Origin of the sequence: Nonomuraea sp. NPDC049158, assembly GCF_040648335.1 — a bacterium.
In the GTDB taxonomy this organism is placed as follows: domain Bacteria; phylum Actinomycetota; class Actinomycetes; order Streptosporangiales; family Streptosporangiaceae; genus Nonomuraea.
In genome coordinates this window covers 186,819-207,346 of the sequence record NZ_JBEZDM010000006.1, presented here as the reverse complement: position 1 = coordinate 207,346, position 20,528 = coordinate 186,819, and the positions used below count along the sequence as shown (strand labels likewise).

Here is a 20,528-nt window from a genome sequence, read left to right as displayed (position 1 = left end):
GCCGATGGCCCGCCATACGGGAGCACAGGCAGAGCCGTCGCCGCTGCGCCGGGCGCGCCTGGCGCGTAACTGGACGCTGGAAGACGTCGTCGAGCAGATGGACCGGCGCAGCCCAGGCGGCCACTCGGGAGTGACACCGAGCATGGTCAGCAGCTGGGAGCTGGGCCGTCACACCACGAGTATCGGACACCGCAAGACGCTGTGTGAGATCTACCGGCTGCCGCCCGAGACGCTGTTCGCTCACCAGGACGCTGGGCTGGGCCAGCGGGCGGCGCCGCGGCTGCTGGCCGGCTACCGCGACCTGCAGCGGGCAATGTTAGCTACCGTCGCAGGGGCGCGCGAGTGCCTGGTGGTGATGGGCTCCAGGTCGCGGGATGTGGACTATCTGCGAGCGATCGAGACGGCGTTGGAGCAGCACCCGGCGCTGATCTACTACCGGGTGCTGTACGGGCCGCCACATCACCAGGTGCTCACCGCGCATCTGCTGCGGCTGCTGGAGCTGCGTGATCCCGAAGACCGTAGTCTGGGGGTCAAACGGCTGCATCTGGGGGTTGTGGAGGACCCGATGGCGCCCGAGCGGTTTTTCGTGGCCAGCGAGTGCCAGGCGGTCGTGCCTATCCCCAGCTTGACCTCGCATGAGGCGTTCGACTCCGGCGTGGAGCTGGGCGTGGCCGAGGCACGACGGCTGTTGGACCACGGTCGGCAGGCGTACGCGGCTTCCCGCCGGGTCGAGACACGCCAGCAGGTGAGCGGCCTGCCGGTGCTGCGAATGCGAGAGGACCGCCCATGAACGCCACCATGCACACGATCGCGCTCCACGGCGCCCACGACGATCATCAGGCGGTGGTGAAGCTGACCCGCGAGCTGGTGCGCATCCCCAGCCGCGGTGGCGTTGACTCCTACGATCCGGTACTGGACTACACCGCCGCGTGGCTGGCCGAGCACGGCCTGAACCCGCGTCGGCTGACCGAGTCCGGGGCGACGGTCGCGTTGATATGCGAGGTCGCGGGCGCCCACCCTGGCCCCCGCTACGTGCTGGACGCGTGCTTGGACACCGCGCCGTACGGTGACGAGGCGGCCTGGTCGTACCCGCCTGCCTCCGGTGAGATAACCGGTGGGTGGTTGCATGGGCGAGGCAGCGCCGACTCCAAAGCGGGTGCGGCGATCTTCGCGCATGTTCTGGCCAGGCTCCAGCAGGCACGACATGATCTGCATGGCAGTGTGGTGCTGCTGCTGGAGGTGGACGAGCACACCGGCCGGTTCGGCGGCGCGAAAACCTACTTCGAGGGACCCGCCGCGCCCGACCGTGTAGACGGCGTCATGATCGGTTACCCGGGCATCGACCACCTGGTGATCGGCGGGCGGGGAATACTGCGCGCCCGCGTGCACGTGCACGGGGTGGCAAGCCATTCCGGTGGCAGCCGAACCACTCCGTCAGCCATCGCCAAGGCCGCAGAACTGGTCAGCGCGCTGGGCCAGGTCCACCTGCCCGCTGGAGACAGGGACGGATTTCCGCCAGCTGCGAAGCTGACGGTGACTGCGATCCGCGGCGGTGAGGGCTACTCGGTCACGCCGGACCTGTGCACACTCAGTGTAGATATCCGGCTCACCCCGTCCCTGGACGACAGCGCCGCAGAGGATCTGCTGCGCGGCTGCGTGACCCAGGTGGACGCCGGGTGGTCGGGCACCCAGCCGTCCCACGTGGAGATCACCACCCGCTGGCCGCCGTATCGGCTGAGCGACGCGTCGCCGCTGAAGGCCGCACTGCTGGAGGCGGCCTTGGCCGCCGGGCTGGACACCGAAGCGAAAGTGGCCGGCCCGTCGAACATCGGCAACTACCTGGCAGGCCTCGGGATCGAGGCTACTGCCGGGTTCGGCGTCGACTACATGGGCCTGCACGCCACCGACGAACGTGTCCGCCTCGACTCGATCCCGCCGGTCCAAGCCGCCTACCATCACGCGCTGCTCACCCTCCTGCGTCCCGCCTGAACTGGGACGACGCGCTCAGCGTCGACAGCTGGCCGACAAGCGGCAGACAAGCGGCCACCAACCGGTGCGCTGGTCGGCCGCCATGTTCCAGGTGATGGTGCAAGCAACACCACCATCACCTGGGAGGTCGCGTGGAGCATCGTCCCCTTGATCAGACGATCGGGTTCCCGCGTGAAACGGGGCCTGAACGTCGCACCATCTGCACGCCCACGCTCGCCGCCGACCTGGCGCGCGCCGGATTCGGTCTCATCGCCGAGCCCGGTATCGGAGCGGGCGTCGGCATCACCGATGACGCCTACACTGCGGCTGGAGTCCGGCTGGTCGGAGCCGACCGGGTGTGGTCGGCGCCGCTGGTGCTGCGTTACAAGTCGCCCGATCCTGCCGATCTGGATCGCCTCAGTCCGGGGCAGCACATCGGCGCGCTCTTCCACGCCGAGGGTGACGCCGACCTGCTGGCCGCTCTGCAGTCGCGCAAGATGACCGCGTGGAGCTACGAGTTCATGGCCGAGGGTGGCCGCTTCCCGCTCGGCAAGGCTGGCGGGCAGATCGCCGGTATCCAGTCGGTGCTGGCCGGCGCCCAGGCGCTGCAGCACCCGGCCGGGCGCGGCGTCTTGCTCGGCGGCGTGGACGGCGCCGGGGCGGCCCGGGTCGTCGTTATCGGCAGTGGCAACGTGGGTGCTGCCGCTGCTCGCACCGCCGCCGCGCTCGGCGCGCAGGTCGTTGTGCTGGCCAGATGCGAAGCCTCACGCGCCGACTACGAGCGGAGGGCCCCGGCCGGGGTCCGGGTGCTGGTCAACTGCCGTGACGTGCTGCTGGAGCAGTTGACGGACGCCGACCTGCTGGTGGGCGCGGTCCTGGTCTCCACCTACGACACCTCGCCCATGATCACTGACGCGGATTTGGGGTTGATGCGGCCCGGCGCGGTCATCGTCGACGCCACCTGTGGCTACGGGCCCGGCTACCTGCCGACCGCGGGGCCGGTCCAGCAGCCTGGCGATGAACCCCGCTTGGTGGGAGGCATCCTCCACATCAAGGTCGACACGTGGCCGACGCTGGCGCCGACGACGGCGACGGCCGCCTACACCAGCAACGCTGCCCCATACCTGGTGAGGCTCGCCCGCGTTGCGCTCCTGGGGGAGGAGGACCCGGTCATCCAGGCCGCGCAGATCTCCCGAGCCGGGCAGCTGACGCACCCGGTGCTCCTCCAGCACGCCCGCTTCTACGGGATGCAGCCATGACCGCCACCAGCACCGCCGTTACGGCCGATGTCGCGTCGGCCGGGAGTGGTTATGGGGAACGGGCCGCCACCTACGCGGCGGAGATTGCGTCGCTAGCGCCGCCACGCCTGCTGGACGGGCTCCTGCACACGGGGACGACGGTGGCTGAGATGCCGTCCGGCACAGGCCACTTCCTGCGCGCCTACGCCGCCGCAGGCGCGCGCACGGTCCTTATCGACTCCAACCGGGCCATGCTGGCCGCTGCCCGGCCCGCGGTGCGCGGGCAGCACCTGCATACCGTGTGCTCCCTAATCCAGAACGTGCAGCAGGCCCAGACGGGGCCGGTCGGGCTGGCGGTGATCCCGAACGGTGCGCTCAACCAGCTGGCCGCCGACCTCGGGTGTGGAGGCGTACTGGCCGGGATGAGCCGGGTGCTGGCGCCCGGCGGGCTGCTCCTGGCCCAGCTGGTCGACGAGGTGGGCGGCTGCGGCTTCTACGATCCGCGGCTGCCGGACGGGAAGTGGACGATCGACCGGTGCATGCGCGACCTGCACGGAGAAGAGCTCCTGCGGATGCGTCGCCAGCGCCACCACGGCGACCTGGTCAGCATCGACCTCACCCTCACCGCCGCCACCGGAAGTGTGCTATACGACCACCAGGTGCACATCCGGCTTCTGGGCGCGGACGGGCTGCGCGAGCTGCTGAGCGCCGCCGGCCTCGAGGTCGTACATGAGCTGGCTGGCGACGACGACCACCTCACCGAGCTGTTGATGCGCCCCGCCGGGGACGTGCGGTGAACTCGACCGTCGCAGAAGCCGGCCAGTATTGGGACCGCTACTACAACCAGGCGTTCGTGCCGGGTCAGGGCCTCGAAGAGATCCTCGACACCCTGGAAGCTCTGCCACCGGTTCGGACGTGGCTGGATGCCGGCGCAGGGTCGGAGTCGCTGCTGTGGTCGATACCGCTTCGCGCCGGACGGCTCGTCGCCGTCGACATCGACGCCGACCGGCTGGCGCTGCTGCGCGCCTACGCCGCCACCGGCCGGCCCCGCCCCGCCTATCAGACCGTGCTCGACCTCTGCGGCCGCAGCCAGCGGGACTTCGCCGTACGCTGCCGGTCACTGGCCGCCACCGTGCGCGCCGACTGCCTGACCGGGCTGCTGCCGGTCGCCGACGGCAGCGCGGACCTGCTCACTCAGGTTGGACTGCTCGGCCTGACCTCCACCCCGGCGGCGTTCACGACGGCGTGGGAGCACCTGCACCGAGCGGTCGCGCCGGGCGGCTGGTGCGCGGGCGCCAACTGGGTCGCCGCCGACCCCGCTCCGGGCCGCGTCCGCCTCACCACCAGTCTCTACCAGTGGGCCTGCACCGCCAGCGGGATCACCCCGCATCTTCTCACCAGGGTCCCCATCAGCGGCGACCCTGACTTCACCGCCGTCTGGATCTACGCAGGGAGGGCATCATGACACGCCAGCACCCCAGCGACAGTCTGATCTTCGCTCCTGTCGGCATCGCGCACCTGACCGGGGACAACGCCGACCTGCTGCGCTCGGCCGCCGCAGGCCGCTCGCAGCTGCGCATCACCACCGCCGCCCAGCTCAATGGCGTCCCCCACTTTGGCACCGTCATCACGATGCTGACCGTGTTCGCCGTCACCGCCCACGCTTCGCAAGTCCTCAACCTCCCCGCCATAGTGATCTTCGACGCGTTGGAGAACGCCCCGGCGGAGCACATCACCATCGACGATGAGGACTACACCCGAAACGTCGGCGACCTCATCGACGCAGGCCGCCTCGACGCCGGCGAACGCACCGCCGCATTCGAGCGGCTGCTGGCCTGGGCCGCCGATCGCTCCGGCATCAGCTACGAGGTCCGCCCCTATGACGCCTACCAGGGACTGCGACCTGTGCGCGAGTGCCTGCACCACATCGCCTCCCGTCTGGAGGACTTCCGGCCGATAGTCGCCCCCGCAGACGGGATCGTGCGGATCCGGCCCCGCTGTCCCACCTGCAAGCTGATGCGCAAGTCCGCGAAAGGCCTGCAGATCACCGCCCTGTCGGGGGCGGTCCGCCTCGACAGCACCTGCCCGCTCCACGGCCCCTACAGCGAGACCGTGCACCTCGACGGCGGGGGCTGGTACGACGCCAACACGCCGGTCCGCTCCATCCAGAAGGGCTACCTACTGGCCGCCGAACGCGACATGTACGAGGCGTGCTCGGTGTCGGTGGACGGTGCCGACTGGGGCGGCGCTTGGCACGCGCACGTCCTGGCGCCCGGCCTGGCCGCGCTCGGCGTCCCACCACCTGCCTGGCCGGTTTCGATCTTCACGCCGCTCGTCGTGGACCGCACCGGCGGAAAACTGTCCAAGAGCCTGTACGTAGCGCGCGGAGCCTACGCCGACCTGCCAGCACAGTTCCTAGACCTGAACGTGCTCCTCGACACCCACGGCGAGGACGTCTTCGACGTGGCGTGGACCGAGGTCACCCGGTGGGCCGCCGAACCCCGGCGGCTGCACCGCTCCTACACCGTCGACTACCTGCGCGCGCTGCTGGAAACGGGCTTGCCCGTCCCCTTCGAGCAGACCGGGCAGGCTTCCCGCATCGCCTGAAATGAGCGCCTCATGACCATGACTCATGTCGTCTATGACATCACCGGCTGTCCTGGACTCGATCAGTTGTCCGGCGACGAGCTGATCGACGCGATGCGGCAGACCGCGCACCGGCTCGGCTGCACACCCCGCACCTCTCTCATCGACCCGTTCGAACCATTCGGGCACACGTGTGTGCTGGTGCTATCCGAGTCCCACATCACCGTCTCCACGTGGCCCGAGAGCGGCCTGGCGCACGTCGACGTGTTCACCTGCCGGGCACATGTAGAGCCTGGCGAGGCGATTGGCCCGCTGTTGCGGCTGCTCGGCGGGCAGATCGCCAACACCCAGCAGGTCCCGCGCTTGCCCCCCGACAACGCGCTGCACGCCCCGCCGCCGGCCAAGAAGGGTTTCTGCTCCAAGGCCGGGCCGATAACCTGCTCGCTGCTGCCCTCGCCCGAGGGTGTTGAGCGGATCGCCACGAACCCCTGCCTCGCCGTGAACGGCTTCCTCGGCCTCGTGCTAGATGCCATCCCGGAACATGAGATGGCCGACAAGGTGGAATTGCGCAATTTCCGTACGGGACTGAGGACCTTCGCCGAGCAGGTCGTCCTGGTGGCGGATGCCGTGGACTGCGCGTACGAGAACGACCATCTGGCGGTCTCGGTCTACCAAGATCCCGAGTACGACTGGTCGCTGGGCGTCGTGGCCGTGGTGCGAGGCGACGTGGAGGCATTGGCGGAGGATGCGATCTGCCTGCTGGCCAAGCAGGTGCCCTTCATTCCAGACTTCGGCGTGCGGGCGGAGGGCCCGCCGACACCCAAGTTCTGCGCCGACAGCGTGCTCCGGGAGGCCCAGGGCTATCAGTTCAGGGTCGTATGGCTGGGCAGCTCCGACAAGATGTGCCGCAGCCTCTCGGGCAGCCTCGAGGATGCCTAGCCAGTGCGGTACCAGCCAGTCGGGCAGAGTGATCACCGGCCGCCGCAGCGGCGCGGGCCGCGCCCGCGCTCTTCTTGGTGGCCAGCAGCACGCATGAGCTGCGCTTATAACCTTTTGCGCCGGTTCTCGCCAAGGCGGGTGCGAATCGACGAAGGCCAGCGTCGAAAACAGGCAGAGATCGCCACAGATCCTGTGGCTTTCGAGAACGTCGGACTGATCTGAGGGTCCGCCAGGAGCTCCGCAACCCCGTCGGAGAAATGGCAGGGCCATCACTCCCTCTCGGGCTTACTCAAGTGGCAGGCCCTGCTGCTCTCGGCAGGCAAGGATGTCTGCGAGGGTGACGATATGCAAGGTGCCTTCCAGCGCGGCCTTGCGCATCTGATCGGCCTCGGGATCAGTGTCGAGCATCGCCTCACACCACCAACGGCGCAGGACCGCCTCGGCTTGGTCTAGCTGTGCCGTGCCGAGTTCGCGGTAGAACTCCATCCGTCGACCGCTTGGAGAGCTGCGGCGATCTCATCGACGATACGCGGCACCCTGGGCTCGCCAGGAACGTGCGGGCGGAGGAGCTGAGCGCTCATACCGTGAGGATAGCTGTTGGAGGAAGATCGCATTGAGAAGAGACCGGACGACCCCCAGGACCAGAAGGAGTAAGGCCGGATTGGGACGATGCCGGCGGCCCCGAGGGACAGCATCCAGCACGGGGTTAGTGCGTCGACGGGCAGCGTTCGCCCTGTGCGGGCTGTGTGATACGTTCGCCGTCGCTGTGCATCGCCGCGAACTGAGGAGGTGAGACCGATCAACGCTGTGACAGGTCGGGGCTCCCTCCTTCGCACGGTCTAGGGAGCGCCCGCAGAAGCATCCCGAAAGGCTTGCAACGCTATGCGCTTCATCTCCCAGACGTCGTTGGACGGCGTCAGCGAACAGATCTTCACCTTCGGCGACATAACCGGTGTGCTGTGGACGCCGGAAGACGCCGTCGGGCCTCGTCCCCTGATCCTGATGGGGCACGGCGGCGGACAGCACAAGAAGGCCCCGAGCGTCATGACCGGCGCACGCCGCTTCGTCGCCGAGGGCGGGTTCGCGGTCGCCGCGATCGACGCGCCCAACCACGGCGACCGGCCGAAGGACGAGGAGTTCGACCGGATCGCGGGCGAGATGCGGGCCGGTATGGCCGCCGGCCAGGATCCGTCCGTACTGGTCGCCGCCATGCACGCGCACCTGGCTGGGCAGGCCGTCGCGGAATGGCAGGCGGTCATCACCGCGGTTCAGGAACTCGATCACGTGGGCGTCGGCCCGGTCGGTTATTGGGGTATGTCGATGGGCTGCGGACTCGGTGTGCCGCTGCTCGCCGCGGAGCCCCGGGTCCGCGCCGCGGTATTGGGTCTGCTCGGCCTGTACGGGCTGGCCGAGAGCGCCGCTGGAGTCACCGTCCCGGTGCAGTTCCTGCTCCAATGGGACGACAATCTGGTGCCGCGGGACCAAGGCCTGGCGCTGTTCGACGCTCTGGCCTCGGCTGACAAGACGCTGCACGCCAACCCCGGTAAGCACGGGGAGGTCCCCGAGTTTGAGACGGACAACGCGCTGCGGTTCTTCGCCCGGCACCTTGGGCACCTTGGTTAGGGCCGCTTCCTGGTAGTTCGCGACGCGCCGCTCGGGCTCGGTTCCCGGCCGGCGCGTTCGCGTCAGGCTGATCGAGGTGGTCCCAAACTGTGGCTTAGCCGTTGTAACCGGGGCATGGATCGATGCCCGTCGAGCGGAGCCCGGCCGCGAAGTCCCGATCTCCGCCGATGGCCGGGAAGTCGATCAGGTGATCCTGCAGACGGGCGTGACGGAACTGATAACTGCCGCCCACCTGCCGGAGTACACCGTGACGGTGGGCATGGTCCAGAAAGTCCATCACCCGCCAGGGCAGTTTCCTCCGGAACACCAGCCAGGCGCGGATCAGCATCCACCGCCCCCACGCGGTGCCGCTCACCGCGATCAGGGTGACCCCGATGCCCACCCCGGCGCCGGCCACCAGCGCGGCGCCCAGTCTCGCCGCGGGATGGGCGAGCATGGCCGCCGCGACGCCGACCATCAGCCCCGCGCCGAGCCCGCCGCCGAGCGCCTGCGTCAGCGCGGTGGCGCGGTCGAGGTCGAGGAGGGAGCGGGGGCTGATGTTCTCCTCGGGGCCGACCGGCGCGGTCAGGCCCGCGCCCAGCCCGACGCCGATCCCGCCGGTGACTCCGGCCACCACACCGGCCATGAGCCCGATGCCCGAGCCGCCTGTCATGAACCAGAAGACCACTCCGAACACCAACCCGGAGAACTCCCCGACGGCCACCCCCACGAGGACTCCCCGGAGGACCTGGCGGCGGCCGCCCTTGATCGGGAGCCGGACCCGGGAAGGCGACGGCCTTCTCCCGAACCCGGACACCAGCGCCGCCCCGACGCCGACGCCGAGCCCGGTCCCGCATCCGGCGATGCCCAGGAACGATCGGCCGTACACGAGCCCCGCCACCAGCCCCATCACGGGCCCCGCCGTCAGTCCTGCGGCCAGCCCGGCGATGAGTTCGAAACCTCCCCAGGGGAGAGTCCGGTGCAGTTCCCACCAGCCGAGATCGCGGGTGCCGAGTGCTCTCAGATGCCGGGCGAGGTGCGCGAGCCAGGCCCGAGCCTGGTCGTGCTCGTACGCGCGGATGGGCGTCGCGGCAGATCCGGGACGGTCCGGCGGCGGCAGTGAACGTGCCGGATAGACCGTGGGAAGGAACGCGTCGAGCAGGTGGTGTTCGATCGCGGACCGGTCCGGGAACCTGCCGAGGTCGAGCAGGTCGGACGGGTCGGTGCCAGGAGGCGCGTACGCCGAGCGCGTGAGGGAGACCATCAGCGGCGACGACAGCGATCGTGCGAGCGGACCGTCGGGGCAGGCGAGGAGATGGTCGAACATCGGTCCCCAGCGATCGTCGCCGGTGGGAAGGGCGGCGCGCAGGTGGTCGACGGCGTCCTCGGGTTTGACCGGTTCGATCTCCACGACCGCCGCGTGGGCGAGTGGCTGGCCCTCCGCCGCGACCGCGGCGTCGTACTCCGCGCCGCGACAGGTGATCACCAGCGGGCGCTTGTCGATGACGGCTCGATCAATGGCCTTGATCGCCGTCGCGTGCAGCCTGCCCGGCATCTCGTCCAAGCCGTCGAGGACCAGCATCACCCGTGCGTCGTGGACCAGCCGCCATGCCACGTCGGTGCCGTGGACGTCCCGGTCCGCCAGGAACGGATATTCCTCACGCAGCCGCCTGGCGAACCAGACGTCGAGCCGTTCCTGAGCCGGATCCCATGAGGACGCGGTCAGCAGGACGGGCACCGGCTCGGCCGGCTCGCGGGTTTCGAGCACGCCGAGGGTGAACAGCAGCGCCAGTACGGTCTTGCCGGCCGCGTGCTCTCCCAGGACCATCAGTTGCTTACGCGGGAGCCTCCGGAACGCCGTCACCACGTCGCTCAGGTCGCCGTGCAACCGCAGACGCGTGGGCCGCCCCGGTACCGTCCCCTCGCCCAGCACCGCGATCGCGGAGGCACCGGGACGGCCCGAGGACGACCAGCGCAACCGCAGCGGATCCGGCCGGCCGAGCGTCCGCACCGCCGCCTCGTCGGTCCACTGGCCGCGGATCCTGGCCGCCAGCCGGGCCACCCACGGATCCAGCGCCCGAGCCTCGTCCGCCGTGGAGGCGGCGCCCTCCGGCTGAGGTGCGGCGGCCCCCCATCCCAGAGCGGCCACCACGGACACCAGCAGCGAGACTCCGCTGAACAACAGGCTGCCGACGCTGGCGAGCTTGTCGGCCTCCTCCAGCCGATCGGGCGAACCGAGATGAAAGAACACGAGCACCGCGGCCACGGCGATCAAAAACGCCGCGCAACTCACCCAAAGCCACACCGTACGTCGTGGCCTGATTACTCTCCGCACTCGAATATCATCGCCCACCGATGTCCGGCCGGGTGCGGAAACGCCCTGGTCGGGAAGTGCGGCTCAGCTCAGCCGCGGCCGCGGCAACACTCAGCGTCCGGCCGGGGTGATCTCGGAGATCTGTGTGGCCAGCGCCGCCAGGTGCGCGAGTGAGGAGTCGGCGGCGGCGTCGGGGACGGCGACGATGACGTGGTCGATGCCCAGTTCGGCCAGGTCGCCGCAGCGCTGGACGCTCTCTTCGACGCTCTCGCCGTCGGGGATGCGCATGTGGAGGGTCTTCTCGATGTCCTCGTAGGGGCGTCCCAGGCGTTCGCAATGGCCGCGCAGCACGCCGAGCTTGTGCCGTACATCGGCGCCGTGCAGGAAGTTACAGGCGTCGGCGTACTTGGCGACGAGACGCAGGGTCTTCTTCTCCCCGCTGCCGCCGATCAGGATCCGCGGGCGGGCCTGGGGGGAGTTGAGCGTGCGTTCCAGTTGGTAATGGGAGCCCTCGTACGGCTTGTCCTCGTCGCTCCACATCTGTTTGGCGATCTGGAGCGTCTCCTCCAGGCGCTCGAACCGCTCGGCGAGGGACGGGAAGGGGAGACCCAGGCCTCGGGCCTCCTGCTCGTACCAGCCCGCGCCTATGCCGAGGACGGCGCGGCCGCCGGAGAGCGCGTCGAGTGTGCTGACCTGCTTGACCAGGAACCCGGGCGCACGGTAGACGGCGCCGGTGACGAGGGTGCCGAGCGTGACCCGGCGGGTGAGGGCGGCGGCATAGGACAGCGCGCCGTACGCCTCCAGCATCGGATCCTCCACGGCGCCGAAGTTGGGGATCTGGAAGAAATGGTCCATCACCCACAGGCTGTGCAGCCCCGCTTCGTCGGCACCGCGGGCGACGGCCGCGAACCTCTCCGCGATGGCGGTGTCGCCTCCGGGCCAGATGAAGCGAGGGCAGGTCAGACCGAGTTTCATCGCGTACTCCTTGATCGGGGAATGCCTGCCGCAGGATGACGCGTCACTGCGATGTCGGGCATGAAAAAACCCTCCCGCCTGGGTCGCTGGACCCGAGGCCGAGAGGGCTCCGTACGAACAATTATCTCATAGACCGAGCACGGGAAACCGAAGGCCCCGGGCGCGTTTTGGTGTGCCCCACCAGAGCAGAGCCCAACGCCGACTAGGATCCTGTGCCATGACCCAGCTTCCACTGCGGGCTCAGCTCGCGAGCGCCCTGGGCCGCAGTGCCGCCACGCTGTCGAGGATGACCGGGCGCGGCGACGGCTCGGTCATCGGCGGTCGGGTCGGCCTGATGCTCGAGCCCGACCTGCTCCGGCAGCTCGCCCGCGACCGCAGGCTGGCCCTGGTCAGCGCGACCAACGGTAAGACCACCACGACCCGGCTGATCACCTCGGCGCTGCTGGAGCTGGGGGAGGTGGCCACCAACGCGTTCGGCGCCAACATGCCCGCGGGTCACGTCTCGGCGCTCTCCACGCACAAGGACGCCCCCTACGGCGTGCTGGAGGTCGACGAGAAATACCTGCCCGAGGTGCTCGACACCACCGGCGCCGGCGTCGTGTGCCTGATGAACCTCAGCCGCGACCAGATGGACCGCGCGGCCGAGATCTGGCTGCTCGCGCAGAAGTGGCGCAGGGCGCTGTCCGGCAAGCCGACGCACGTGATCGCCAACTGCGACGACCCGCTCGTCACCTGGGGCGCCTCGACCGCGGCCAAGGTGACCTGGGTCGCGGGCGGTCAGCGCTGGAAGGAAGACTCCTGGTGCTGCCCCGAGTGCGGCGGGCCGCTCGATCGTAAGGACGCCGACTGGGCGTGCCGCGAGTGCACGTTCCATCGGCCGGAGCCGCAGTGGGTCCTTGACGACGACGCGGTGGTCGATCCGCGCGGGCAGCGGTGGCTGCTCGACATCCAGCTGCCCGGCCTGGCCAACCGGTCCAACGCCGCGATGGCGCTGGCGGTGGCCGAGGCGTTCGGGCTGTCGGTCGAGCGGGCGCTGCCCCGGCTGCGCGAGGTCACCTCGGTCGCGGGCCGTTACACCACGGTCGAGCGCGACGGCCGCCACGCGCGGCTGCTGCTGGCCAAGAACCCGGCGGGCTGGCTGGAGGCGTTCGACGTCTCCGATCCCCAGCAGCCGATCATCCTCTCGGTCAACGCGCAGGGCCCCGACGGGCGGGACACCTCCTGGCTGTGGGACGTCGACTATCGGATCCTGCGCGGCCGCCCGGTGTTCGTCACCGGTGAGCGGCGGCTGGACCTGGCGCTCCGGCTCGACGTGGCCGACGTGCCGTTCTCGATCTGCGGCACGTTCAGCGAAGCCCTGTCCATGCAGCCGCCGGGCCGGGTCGACGTGATCGCCAACTACACCGCCTTCCAGCAGATCCGATCGGAGTTCGGTCGTGCCGTCTGACAGCGCCCTTCGCATCGTCTGGATCTACCCTGACCTGCTGAGCACCTACGGTGACCAGGGCAACGTCCTCGTCCTGGAGCAGCGCGCCCAGCGCAGGGGGATCGAGACCGAGACCATCTACGTGCGCTCGGCCGACCCGGTGCCGGAGAGCGGCGACATCTACCTCATCGGCGGCGGCGAGGACCGTCCGCAGATCCTCTCGGCCGAGCGGCTGCGCAAGGACGGCGGCCTGCACCGCGCGATCGCGCGGGGCGCGGCGATGCTCGCGGTCTGCGCCGGTTACCAGATCATGGGCAGTACGTTCGGCGGCGAGGAGGGCCAGCCGGTCGACGGCATCGGCGTGCTCGACATCGCCAGCTCCCGCGGCCCCTCACGGGCGGTGGGCGAGCTGGTGGCCGAGGTGGACGCCGAGCTGGGCCTGCCGACGCTGACCGGCTTCGAGAACCACATGGGAGTCACCCGTCTGGGGCCGGGCGTCAAGGCGCTGTCCCGGACGACCGTGGGGGTGGGCAACGGGGACGGCTTCGAGGGGTGTTACGCGGGGCACATCGTCGGGACCTACCTGCACGGACCGGCGCTGGCCCGCAACCCGGCGCTCGCCGACCTGCTGCTCTCCTGGCGCGCGGGCGACCTGGCCCCGCTCGACGACACCCGCTACGAGCAGCTCCGGCGAGAGCGTCTGGCCGCCGTACTCGGCGGCTGACTTCCCAGCGCGCCGGCCTTTGCGTGCAGGTAGCGCTGTTGCTGGAGGCTGCTCGTTCGCTGTGCGGCCGCCTCGTACGCCTCGCGGGCCGCTCGGTGGTCGCCGGACATCTCCAGCAGGTGAGCCCGGACCGCGTGCAGCCGGTGGTCCTCGGCTATCCGGGGGTCGTCTGCCAGCTTTTCGAGCAGGGCCAGCCCTGCTCCCGGGCCGTCGACCATGGCGGCCGCGACGGTGTGGTTGAGCGTGACCACCGGGTTGTCGGACAGGCGCATCAGCACCTCGTACAGGGCCTTGATCTGGGGCCAGTCGGTCGCCGCCGCGGTCGGCGCCTCGTCGTGCAGGGCGGCGATCGCCGCCTGGAGCTGGTAGGGGCCGGTCGGGCCGCGGGGGAGGGCGCCGGTGATGAGGGCTATGCCTTCGGTGATGTAGGCCATGTTCCAGAGGGTTCGGTCCTGTTCGGCCATGGGGATGAGGGCGCCGTCCGGGCCCGTACGCGCCGGTCTGCGGGCGTCGGTGAGGAGCATGAGGGCCAGCAGGCCCGCCACCTCGGAGTCGTCCGGCAGCAGGCGGTTGACCAGGCGGGTCAGGCGGATCGCCTCGGTGGTCAGCTCGGTGCGCTGGAGGGCCGGGCCCGAGGTGCTGGCGCAGCCCTCGTTGAAGATCAGGTAGAGGACGTGCAGGACCGCGGCGAGCCGGTCCGCGCGGTCCTGGCCGGAGGGCATGCCGAAGGGGAGGCCGCTCTCCTTGATGCGGTGTTTGGCCCTGGTTATGCGCCGGGTCATGGTCGCTTCCGGGACCAGGAACGCCCTGGCGATCTCCGCGGTCGTCAGGCCGCCGACTGCCCGCAGGGTGAGCGCGATCTGCGACGCGGGCGACAGTGAGGGGTGACAGCACATGAACAGCAGGATCAGCGTGTCATCGGACTCCGCCGTCGGCCTGTCCGCGGCGGGGGCCAGCCACTGGTCGGGCAGCGTCCAGCGCGAGACGGTGTCCTCGCGGTGCCGGCGGGCCTGCTCGCCGCGCAGCAGGTCGGTCAGCCGGCGCGAGGCGACGGTGATCAGCCAGCCGCGCGGGTTGTCCGGCAGGCCCTCTCCGGGCCACTGGAGGGCGGCCGCGAGCAGCGCTTCCTGCGTCGCGTCCTCGGCTGTGGCGAAGTGCCCGTAACGACGTACCAGCGCGCCGAGAACCTGCGGCGCCAGCCCGCGCAGCAGGTCCTCGATCTGGCCACCAGTCACAACAGGACCTCGCCGCCGGTCACAGCTCCTCGTGGCCTCCGACGATCGGCCGTATGTCCACGTGCCAGTCGTGGATCAGGGTCGCGTTCGCGGGGTGGGGAGTGTCGGCCAGTTGCGCGGCGATCTCGGTGGCCCGGTCGTAGCTGTCGCACTCCACGATCGTGTAACCGGCCAGGACCTCCTGCGTCTCGGAGTAGGGCCCGTCGGTCACGACCGGAACCCCGTCCTTCAGCTCGACCCTCCTGGCGAGCACGGGGGCGCTCAGGCCCTGGGCGTCCACGAACTCCCCGGACTCGACCAGGGCGTTGTTCCACGCCCCCATGAAGGCGTGCAGCGCCGCGACGTCCTCACCGGACCAGACCGGGTTGTCGGGCTTCCCGGACAGATTGTCGTAGTCGCGCTGCGTGCCGCTCATCATGATCATGTACTTCACGATCTCTCCTCTCGGCCGGCACCGCTCCCGGTGCCGTACACCAGAGACGTCGGAACCACCGCGCCACCCCGGACACGCGAGCCGGAGCTTTCTCCGCGGTCAGTACACGAGAGCCTGCGCGTCCTTCGCCACGGCCTCCTCGACGAAGGTGGAGGCGCCGGCGATGCGGACGCCGTCGATGAGGTCGTCGACCGTGAGGTCACGCCGGGCCGCGCACTGGGTGCACACCGTCACCCGGCCGCCCGCCAGAACGGCGTCCAGCAGGTCCGTGAGCGGAGCGGCGTGGGCCAGATTGAACTCCTTGGCCCTGCCCGGCACCGCGAACCATGAGGACTCGCCGGTCAGCCAGAGAGAGACCGGAACGCCGCTCGCCAGCGCGGCGGCCGCGACCGTGAACGCCTGGTTGCAGCGCTCCGGGGCCTCGGCGCCGGCGGTCACCTTGATCACCAGAGATCGTGCCATGTCCGTCACCCTAAACCCCCTTCCCACCGGACGCCTTCACCGCGGGCGGCCAGTACAGTTTGGTGCCATGGAAGATGCTGAGGTCCAGGTGCCGGTGCATCCCGATCTGGAGCACATCGCGTTCCTGATCGGCCGCTGGGAGGGCGCCGGTGTCGGGGGATACCCGACGATCGAGAGCTTCAACTTCGGTCAGGAGATCGAGTTCAGCCACAACGGCAAACCGTTCCTGTCGTACGTGAGCCGCACCTGGCTGCTCGACGATGACGGAAACCGGGTCAGGCCGCTCGCCACCGAGTCCGGTTACTGGCGGCCGCAGCCCGACCGGCAGCTCGAGGTGCTGCTGGCCCATCCGACCGGCATCGTGGAGATCTACATCGGCGAGGTCGTCTTCCACAAGATCGAGCTGCGCACCGACGTGGTGGCGCGCACCGCCTCGGCCAAGGAATACACCGCGGCCACCCGCCTGTACGGGCTGGTCAAGGGCAACCTCATGTGGGCCTATGACATGGCCGCGGTCGGGCACCCGCTCACGTCGCACATGTCGGCCGAGCTCAAGAAGGTAGCTTGATCCATATGAGCACCCCGTTCACCGCTGAGGCGGTCGAGGCGATCAAGCGGCACATGAACGACGACCACTCCGGCGACGCGCTGATCATCGTGCGCGGGCTGGGCGACCGGCCCGCCGCGACCACGGCGGCCACCAGCGGGGTCGACGCCGAGGCGATCGAGTTCACGATCGACGGCGGCGAGCGGGTCAGGGTGCCGTGGGGAGAGACGCTGACCGAACGCCCCCAGGTGCGCATGGCCGTCGTCCGCCTCTATCGCGAAGCCTGCGACAAGCTGGGCATCCCGGCCCGCGGCGAGCACTGACCACGCGCGGGAACCGGGGGCATGAAAAAGGGCCCCAGGCGGCGTTCCGCTCGTGATCGAGCGGGTCGGATGGACCATGGACAGGAAAACCATCCCCGCCCTCCGACTGCCAGGGGCCCCGGTGGTTGCCTCGAATTCGCTAAGCAGACGCGAGACAACAGTCCGCATCGTTAGCGGACAACCACCTCGCTAGTCCAACTATGAATCACCATTGTTTGGACCACCTCCTTTCGGCGTACTCCAGAAGTTATGCGCTCGGTCGCGAAGGGGGCAAGTGATTAATACGCGGTCGTAGACTCGGGGGCATGACGGAGACGCAGTGGCACGAAGAACTCCGCGCCAAGGGCTACCGGGTGACCCCTCAGCGACAGCTCGTGCTGGAGGCGGTCAAGTCGCTCGAGCACGCCACGCCCGAAGAGATCTGCGTCAGGGTGCGCGAGACCGCCCGCGGCGTCAACATCTCGACCGTCTACCGCACGCTGGAGCTGCTCGAAGAGCTCGGCATGGTCACCCACACCCATCTGAGCCACGGCGCGCCCACCTACCACCTGGCGGCGGACGCCGACCATCTGCACCTGGTCTGCCGGGGTTGCGGTGAGGTCGGCGAGGTGCGCCCCGAGCTCGCGGACGGGCTGGTCAAGGGGCTGGACAGCGAGATGGGCTTCGTGGCCGACGTACGCCACCTGACCGTCTTCGGCCGCTGCGGCAAGTGCCGGTAGCACCGTCTTCAGCCGTCGGCGCAAGTGCCGGTGGCACCGTCTTCGGCCGCCGGCGCAACTGCCGATAACCTGGAAGGCATGCGCAGCCCTCTGCTCGATCTCCCCGGTGCCGTTCCCGCCGACGGCCCCGACTCCGACGTGGCCGCCCACTACGGTGACCTGTTCGCCGAACAACGGGCGCTCATCAAGGGCGAGGCGGTGGTCGACCGCAGCAACCGCGAGGTGGTCCGCGTCTCCGGAGCCGACCGGCTGAAATGGCTCAACGACCTGACCTCGCAGAAGCTCGACACGCTGGCGCCCGGCGCGTGGACCCAGACGCTCGACCTCGATCTCCAGGGCCGGGTCCTGCACCACCTGACGCTGGTCGACGACGGCGAGACCGTGCTGGCGCACGTCGAGCCGGGCACCGCCGACAGCCTGGTCGCCTACCTCGACCGGATGCGGTTCATGCTCCGCGTCGAGGTCTCGCGCGCCGACGACCTGGCGGTGCTCTCGTCCGCGACCGAGGACTTCCTGGTGCCGCGCGCCGAGCTGGCCGACCATCTGGGCAAGCCGCTGGCCGGGCTCTGGGCGTACGAGGCGCTCCGCATCGAGGAGCACCGGCCCCGGCTCGGCTTCGACACCGACCACAAGACGATCCCGCACGAAGTGGGCTGGATCGGCACCGCCGTCCACCTCACCAAGGGCTGCTACCGGGGTCAGGAGACGGTCGCCCGCGTCCACAATCTGGGGCATCCGCCGCGGCGGCTGGTGTTCCTGCACCTCGACGGCAGCGTCGACACGCTGCCGGCGCACGGCGCGCCGGTGATCTTCGAGAGCCAGGAGGTGGGCGTCGTCGGCTCCGCCGCCCGCCACCACGAGCTGGGCCCGATCGCGCTGGCCATGGTCAAACGGACGGTGCCGGTCGACGCGCCCCTGCTCGCGGGCGGCGTCGCCGCCGCCCAGGAGGTCATCGTCCCGCCCGACGCGGGCCGCAACGTCACGATCGACCCGGCGATGCGGCGCCGCCTGCGATAACCGATCCGCCCCGCCTTTCAACCCTAAGCATCCCGTACGGCAAGCATGGGGCACCCGCCACCCGCCGACCATGGCCGAGGGCTTCCAGGAATACGCCCGCTGATCCCGCACGTGGCCGGCCGCCGTTACGCGCGCAGGGAATGGGCCCGATATTCCTCACCCGCAGTCGCGGGGAAGCGCCGCAGGCACCTGGCCTGCGGCGAAGGCGGCCAAGGGTGGCGAGTTCGCGGTCGCCGGCCAGTTCGGCGACGGCCTGGGCGCAGGCGGCGTGGGAGAAGTGGGCCGGTGCCGATACGCCGGTGCCCTCGTTCAGAATTCGAGCTCGCCGACGTGGCGGGCAGCACGGGCGAACTGGCGGATCAGGTCGTTTTCTGCTGCGGTGCTCCAGATGAGTGCCCAGCGCAGCGGCGGCGCGTCGCGAATGGGCACGTGAACTGTGTCGGGTCGGGCGTAGTAGCGGGTGGAGTGACCGAAAACGGGGGAGACAGCCTCTCCGGCGGCGAGGATGGGGAGCATTTCTTCGCCGGTGGAGACGGTCGGCCCGGTGCGGATGGGCCGGCCGCTGGGGGTACGGGTGGGGATGATCGCCTCGCGCCAGTAGCCGGGGTGGGCGCCGCCCATGACGATCTCGTCGCCGAGGTCTTCGTAGCTCACCGACGTCCGCGTGGCCAGTCGATGCGTGGCTGACATAGCCAGCACGGGGGGTTCGGTGGAGATGATCGGGCCCACGGTGAGGTCGCGCTCCTCGACGGGGAGCCAGGCCAGCAGCACGTCGACCTCCCTGGCACGCAGGGGTCCGAAGGGATCGCTGAAACTGACGTAGCGGAGCTGGATCTCGCAGTGGGGACGGTGGGCCGCGAACGCGTCGAAGAGGGGACGAAGCTCGGCGGTGTTGGTGCTGAGCATGCCCAACCGCAGCGCCTGGTTCTTGTTCTGCGCCTCACGTTTGGCCCGCTCCACGCTCTCACCGAGCGCGTGGTAGATCGGCCGCAGGTCGTCACGCAGGCGCACTCCCGCGGGCGTCAGCAAGACACTGCGGTTGTTCCGGAGGAACAGCTGGGCGCCGATCTGCCGCTCCTGCTTCTTGATCGCCTGGGTGATCCGGGCCGGGGAGACGTGCAGGCGCTCGGCGGTGCGCCCGAAGTGCAGCTCTTCGGCCAGGGTCAGGAAGATCTGGATGTCCCGCAGTTCCACGCTTGACCTGCCACGATAAGTCTCCGCTTCATGTGATCATGCGGCATTTGTCGTTGTTGTGGTGATCCACCGTACTCGATCCGCGAGTCCGGAAGGGCGACGACCAGGCCTTTTCCGTCAGGGTCGAGCTGGGACCCTCGGTGACGTGGACATCTTGTTCGCCGGACCGGAGGCGGGCTTGCCCGTGGAGGAGCCAGGTACGGATGGACATTCTGGTCAACACCCCGGTTGTTCGCCGCGCCCCGCCGTGCGGCCGAAGTTCAGCTCCTCGGCCGGCGTCAGGAAGATCTCGACGTCGCCGATCTCCCGCGTGTCCGCCCTGACGTTAAGTCTGTGGTTAACGCAGTGTTGCACGTTCCGACATTGCCCCGGCCCGGCCATACCCGCGACCCTGATCAAGGATGAATCACCGCATTGGGGGAAACCATGCTGGGCAACCGCATACGAGCAGAGCCATGAACATTGTCGCCTCAACGGTCGTCTTCGCCATCGACGATCTGGCAAGCTCCCGCCACTTCACCACCCATCTGGGCTTCGCGAGGCGCTCGACACCCGCGAATTTCCCTGGCTGAGCCGCGGCGATGCGGCCGCCGACATCCTGCTGCGCCAGCTCCTCCGAGATGGCCTGCAAGATCACCGGAGCCCTCGACCTAGCTGACCAGCCCTCGCACTCGCCATTGACCATGCGATGTCGTGTCAGCGGTCGCGTCAGGACGGCGACCCCCCGGTATCAGAGCGGTCGGCGATGGTGGACGCCATGAACGGTTCAGCGATTGCGGCCTCGGGGCTGCGAACTGGGCCAACCCCTGACCCTCGTGCGTCGCTC

General features: G+C 69.6%; 21 protein-coding genes. 14 read left to right on the top strand and 7 right to left on the bottom strand.

All coding sequences use genetic code 11. The annotated features are described in order from the left end of the window. Positions 1-4: 4 nt before the first annotated feature. The 7 genes from AB0B61_RS16145 to AB0B61_RS16115 all read left to right on the top strand — a co-directional run bounded on the left by AB0B61_RS16145 (position 5) and on the right by AB0B61_RS16115 (position 6,731). Positions 5-790, top strand: coding sequence for a helix-turn-helix transcriptional regulator (locus tag AB0B61_RS16145; RefSeq protein WP_358432132.1), 786 nt, complete (start codon positions 5-7; stop codon positions 788-790). After that, positions 787-1,989, top strand: a complete 1,203-nt coding sequence (locus AB0B61_RS16140; RefSeq protein WP_358432131.1) for a M20/M25/M40 family metallo-hydrolase — start codon at positions 787-789, stop codon at positions 1,987-1,989. The genes AB0B61_RS16145 and AB0B61_RS16140 overlap by 4 nt, the downstream gene beginning before the upstream one ends. A gap of 131 nt (positions 1,990-2,120) precedes the next feature. Further along, on the top strand, positions 2,121-3,227 hold the full coding sequence (locus AB0B61_RS16135) for an NAD(P)-dependent oxidoreductase (RefSeq protein ID WP_358432130.1): 1,107 nt from the start codon (positions 2,121-2,123) through the stop codon (positions 3,225-3,227). Then, on the top strand, positions 3,224-4,003 hold the full coding sequence (locus AB0B61_RS16130; protein WP_358432129.1) for a class I SAM-dependent methyltransferase: 780 nt from the start codon (positions 3,224-3,226) through the stop codon (positions 4,001-4,003). Before AB0B61_RS16135 ends, AB0B61_RS16130 begins: the two co-directional genes overlap by 4 nt. Beyond that, the gene (locus AB0B61_RS16125) at positions 4,000-4,671 is read left to right on the top strand and encodes a class I SAM-dependent methyltransferase (RefSeq protein WP_358432128.1); all 672 of its coding nucleotides are present in this window, start codon (positions 4,000-4,002) and stop codon (positions 4,669-4,671) included. Before AB0B61_RS16130 ends, AB0B61_RS16125 begins: the two co-directional genes overlap by 4 nt. Next, positions 4,668-5,813 (top strand): hypothetical protein, encoded by a 1,146-nt coding sequence (locus tag AB0B61_RS16120; RefSeq protein ID WP_358432127.1) that lies wholly within the window; start codon positions 4,668-4,670, stop codon positions 5,811-5,813. The genes AB0B61_RS16125 and AB0B61_RS16120 overlap by 4 nt, the downstream gene beginning before the upstream one ends. A 12-nt stretch (positions 5,814-5,825) precedes the next feature. After that, positions 5,826-6,731: an S-adenosylmethionine decarboxylase gene (locus AB0B61_RS16115; protein ID WP_358432126.1), complete on the top strand. Its 906-nt coding sequence runs from the start codon at positions 5,826-5,828 to the stop codon at positions 6,729-6,731. 285 nt (positions 6,732-7,016) lie between these two features. On the opposite strand, the gene AB0B61_RS16110 is transcribed toward AB0B61_RS16115, so the two are convergent. Continuing rightward, positions 7,017-7,217: a hypothetical protein gene (locus tag AB0B61_RS16110; RefSeq protein WP_358432125.1), complete on the bottom strand. Its 201-nt coding sequence runs from the start codon at positions 7,215-7,217 to the stop codon at positions 7,017-7,019. A gap of 396 nt (positions 7,218-7,613) precedes the next feature. Here AB0B61_RS16110 and AB0B61_RS16105 point away from each other — a divergent pair, with 396 nt between their 5' ends. Next, a complete protein-coding gene (locus tag AB0B61_RS16105; protein ID WP_358432124.1) occupies positions 7,614-8,354 on the top strand; it encodes an alpha/beta hydrolase in 741 nt (246 codons plus the stop codon). 94 nt (positions 8,355-8,448) lie between these two features. On the opposite strand, the gene AB0B61_RS16100 is transcribed toward AB0B61_RS16105, so the two are convergent. Further along, on the bottom strand, positions 8,449-10,599 hold the full coding sequence (locus tag AB0B61_RS16100) for a hypothetical protein (RefSeq protein WP_358432123.1): 2,151 nt from the start codon (positions 10,597-10,599) through the stop codon (positions 8,449-8,451). Positions 10,600-10,758: 159 nt separating this feature from the next. After that, a complete protein-coding gene (locus AB0B61_RS16095) occupies positions 10,759-11,622 on the bottom strand; it encodes an LLM class F420-dependent oxidoreductase (RefSeq protein ID WP_358432122.1) in 864 nt (287 codons plus the stop codon). Positions 11,623-11,839: 217 nt separating this feature from the next. Between AB0B61_RS16095 and AB0B61_RS16090 the strand changes: the two genes are divergently transcribed. Both AB0B61_RS16090 and AB0B61_RS16085 read left to right on the top strand, forming a co-directional pair. Next, positions 11,840-13,069, top strand: a complete 1,230-nt coding sequence (locus AB0B61_RS16090) for a MurT ligase domain-containing protein (protein ID WP_358432121.1) — start codon at positions 11,840-11,842, stop codon at positions 13,067-13,069. Then, positions 13,059-13,772: a glutamine amidotransferase gene (locus tag AB0B61_RS16085; RefSeq protein WP_358432120.1), complete on the top strand. Its 714-nt coding sequence runs from the start codon at positions 13,059-13,061 to the stop codon at positions 13,770-13,772. The genes AB0B61_RS16090 and AB0B61_RS16085 overlap by 11 nt, the downstream gene beginning before the upstream one ends. Here the strand turns inward: AB0B61_RS16085 and AB0B61_RS16080 are convergent. From AB0B61_RS16080 to AB0B61_RS16070, 3 genes are all read right to left on the bottom strand, one after another. Continuing rightward, entirely contained in the window at positions 13,724-15,007 is a 1,284-nt protein-coding gene (locus tag AB0B61_RS16080; protein ID WP_358432119.1) for a sigma-70 family RNA polymerase sigma factor, read from the bottom strand. The two genes, AB0B61_RS16085 and AB0B61_RS16080, sit on opposite strands and share 49 nt — an antisense overlap. A gap of 19 nt (positions 15,008-15,026) precedes the next feature. Beyond that, the gene (locus tag AB0B61_RS16075; RefSeq protein WP_358432415.1) at positions 15,027-15,431 is read right to left on the bottom strand and encodes a YciI family protein; all 405 of its coding nucleotides are present in this window, start codon (positions 15,429-15,431) and stop codon (positions 15,027-15,029) included. A gap of 108 nt (positions 15,432-15,539) precedes the next feature. Then, complete coding sequence (locus tag AB0B61_RS16070) at positions 15,540-15,902, bottom strand: DsrE family protein (RefSeq protein ID WP_358432118.1); 363 nt, start codon at positions 15,900-15,902, stop codon at positions 15,540-15,542. A 67-nt stretch (positions 15,903-15,969) separates the two neighbouring features. Here AB0B61_RS16070 and AB0B61_RS16065 point away from each other — a divergent pair, with 67 nt between their 5' ends. From AB0B61_RS16065 to AB0B61_RS16050, 4 genes are all read left to right on the top strand, one after another. Beyond that, on the top strand, positions 15,970-16,470 hold the full coding sequence (locus AB0B61_RS16065) for an FABP family protein (RefSeq protein ID WP_358432117.1): 501 nt from the start codon (positions 15,970-15,972) through the stop codon (positions 16,468-16,470). A 5-nt stretch (positions 16,471-16,475) separates the two neighbouring features. Continuing rightward, positions 16,476-16,772, top strand: coding sequence for a DUF2470 domain-containing protein (locus AB0B61_RS16060; RefSeq protein WP_358432116.1), 297 nt, complete (start codon positions 16,476-16,478; stop codon positions 16,770-16,772). A gap of 305 nt (positions 16,773-17,077) precedes the next feature. Next, complete coding sequence (locus AB0B61_RS16055) at positions 17,078-17,491, top strand: Fur family transcriptional regulator (protein ID WP_358432115.1); 414 nt, start codon at positions 17,078-17,080, stop codon at positions 17,489-17,491. Positions 17,492-17,569: 78 nt separating this feature from the next. Next, positions 17,570-18,508 (top strand): glycine cleavage T C-terminal barrel domain-containing protein, encoded by a 939-nt coding sequence (locus AB0B61_RS16050; protein ID WP_358432114.1) that lies wholly within the window; start codon positions 17,570-17,572, stop codon positions 18,506-18,508. 309 nt (positions 18,509-18,817) lie between these two features. On the opposite strand, the gene AB0B61_RS16045 is transcribed toward AB0B61_RS16050, so the two are convergent. Then, positions 18,818-19,702 (bottom strand): LysR family transcriptional regulator, encoded by an 885-nt coding sequence (locus AB0B61_RS16045; RefSeq protein WP_358432113.1) that lies wholly within the window; start codon positions 19,700-19,702, stop codon positions 18,818-18,820. Between the last annotated feature and the right edge of the window lie 826 nt (positions 19,703-20,528).

Excerpts from the sequence above, each read along its gene's own strand:
- AB0B61_RS16145 (WP_358432132.1), top strand. The coding sequence starts at position 5 with ATGGCCCGCCATACGGGAGCACAGGCAGAGCCGTCGCCGCTGCGCCGG.
- AB0B61_RS16140 (WP_358432131.1), top strand. The coding sequence starts at position 787 with ATGAACGCCACCATGCACACGATCGCGCTCCACGGCGCCCACGACGAT.
- AB0B61_RS16130 (WP_358432129.1), top strand. The coding sequence starts at position 3,224 with ATGACCGCCACCAGCACCGCCGTTACGGCCGATGTCGCGTCGGCCGGG.
- AB0B61_RS16120 (WP_358432127.1), top strand. The coding sequence starts at position 4,668 with ATGACACGCCAGCACCCCAGCGACAGTCTGATCTTCGCTCCTGTCGGC.
- AB0B61_RS16115 (WP_358432126.1), top strand. The coding sequence starts at position 5,826 with ATGACCATGACTCATGTCGTCTATGACATCACCGGCTGTCCTGGACTC.
- AB0B61_RS16110 (WP_358432125.1), bottom strand. The coding sequence starts at position 7,217 with ATGGAGTTCTACCGCGAACTCGGCACGGCACAGCTAGACCAAGCCGAG.
- AB0B61_RS16105 (WP_358432124.1), top strand. The coding sequence starts at position 7,614 with ATGCGCTTCATCTCCCAGACGTCGTTGGACGGCGTCAGCGAACAGATC.
- AB0B61_RS16095 (WP_358432122.1), bottom strand. The coding sequence starts at position 11,622 with ATGAAACTCGGTCTGACCTGCCCTCGCTTCATCTGGCCCGGAGGCGAC.
- AB0B61_RS16090 (WP_358432121.1), top strand. The coding sequence starts at position 11,840 with ATGACCCAGCTTCCACTGCGGGCTCAGCTCGCGAGCGCCCTGGGCCGC.
- AB0B61_RS16075 (WP_358432415.1), bottom strand. The coding sequence starts at position 15,431 with ATGATCATGATGAGCGGCACGCAGCGCGACTACGACAATCTGTCCGGG.
- AB0B61_RS16070 (WP_358432118.1), bottom strand. The coding sequence starts at position 15,902 with ATGGCACGATCTCTGGTGATCAAGGTGACCGCCGGCGCCGAGGCCCCG.
- AB0B61_RS16065 (WP_358432117.1), top strand. The coding sequence starts at position 15,970 with ATGGAAGATGCTGAGGTCCAGGTGCCGGTGCATCCCGATCTGGAGCAC.
- AB0B61_RS16060 (WP_358432116.1), top strand. The coding sequence starts at position 16,476 with ATGAGCACCCCGTTCACCGCTGAGGCGGTCGAGGCGATCAAGCGGCAC.
- AB0B61_RS16055 (WP_358432115.1), top strand. The coding sequence starts at position 17,078 with ATGACGGAGACGCAGTGGCACGAAGAACTCCGCGCCAAGGGCTACCGG.
- AB0B61_RS16050 (WP_358432114.1), top strand. The coding sequence starts at position 17,570 with ATGCGCAGCCCTCTGCTCGATCTCCCCGGTGCCGTTCCCGCCGACGGC.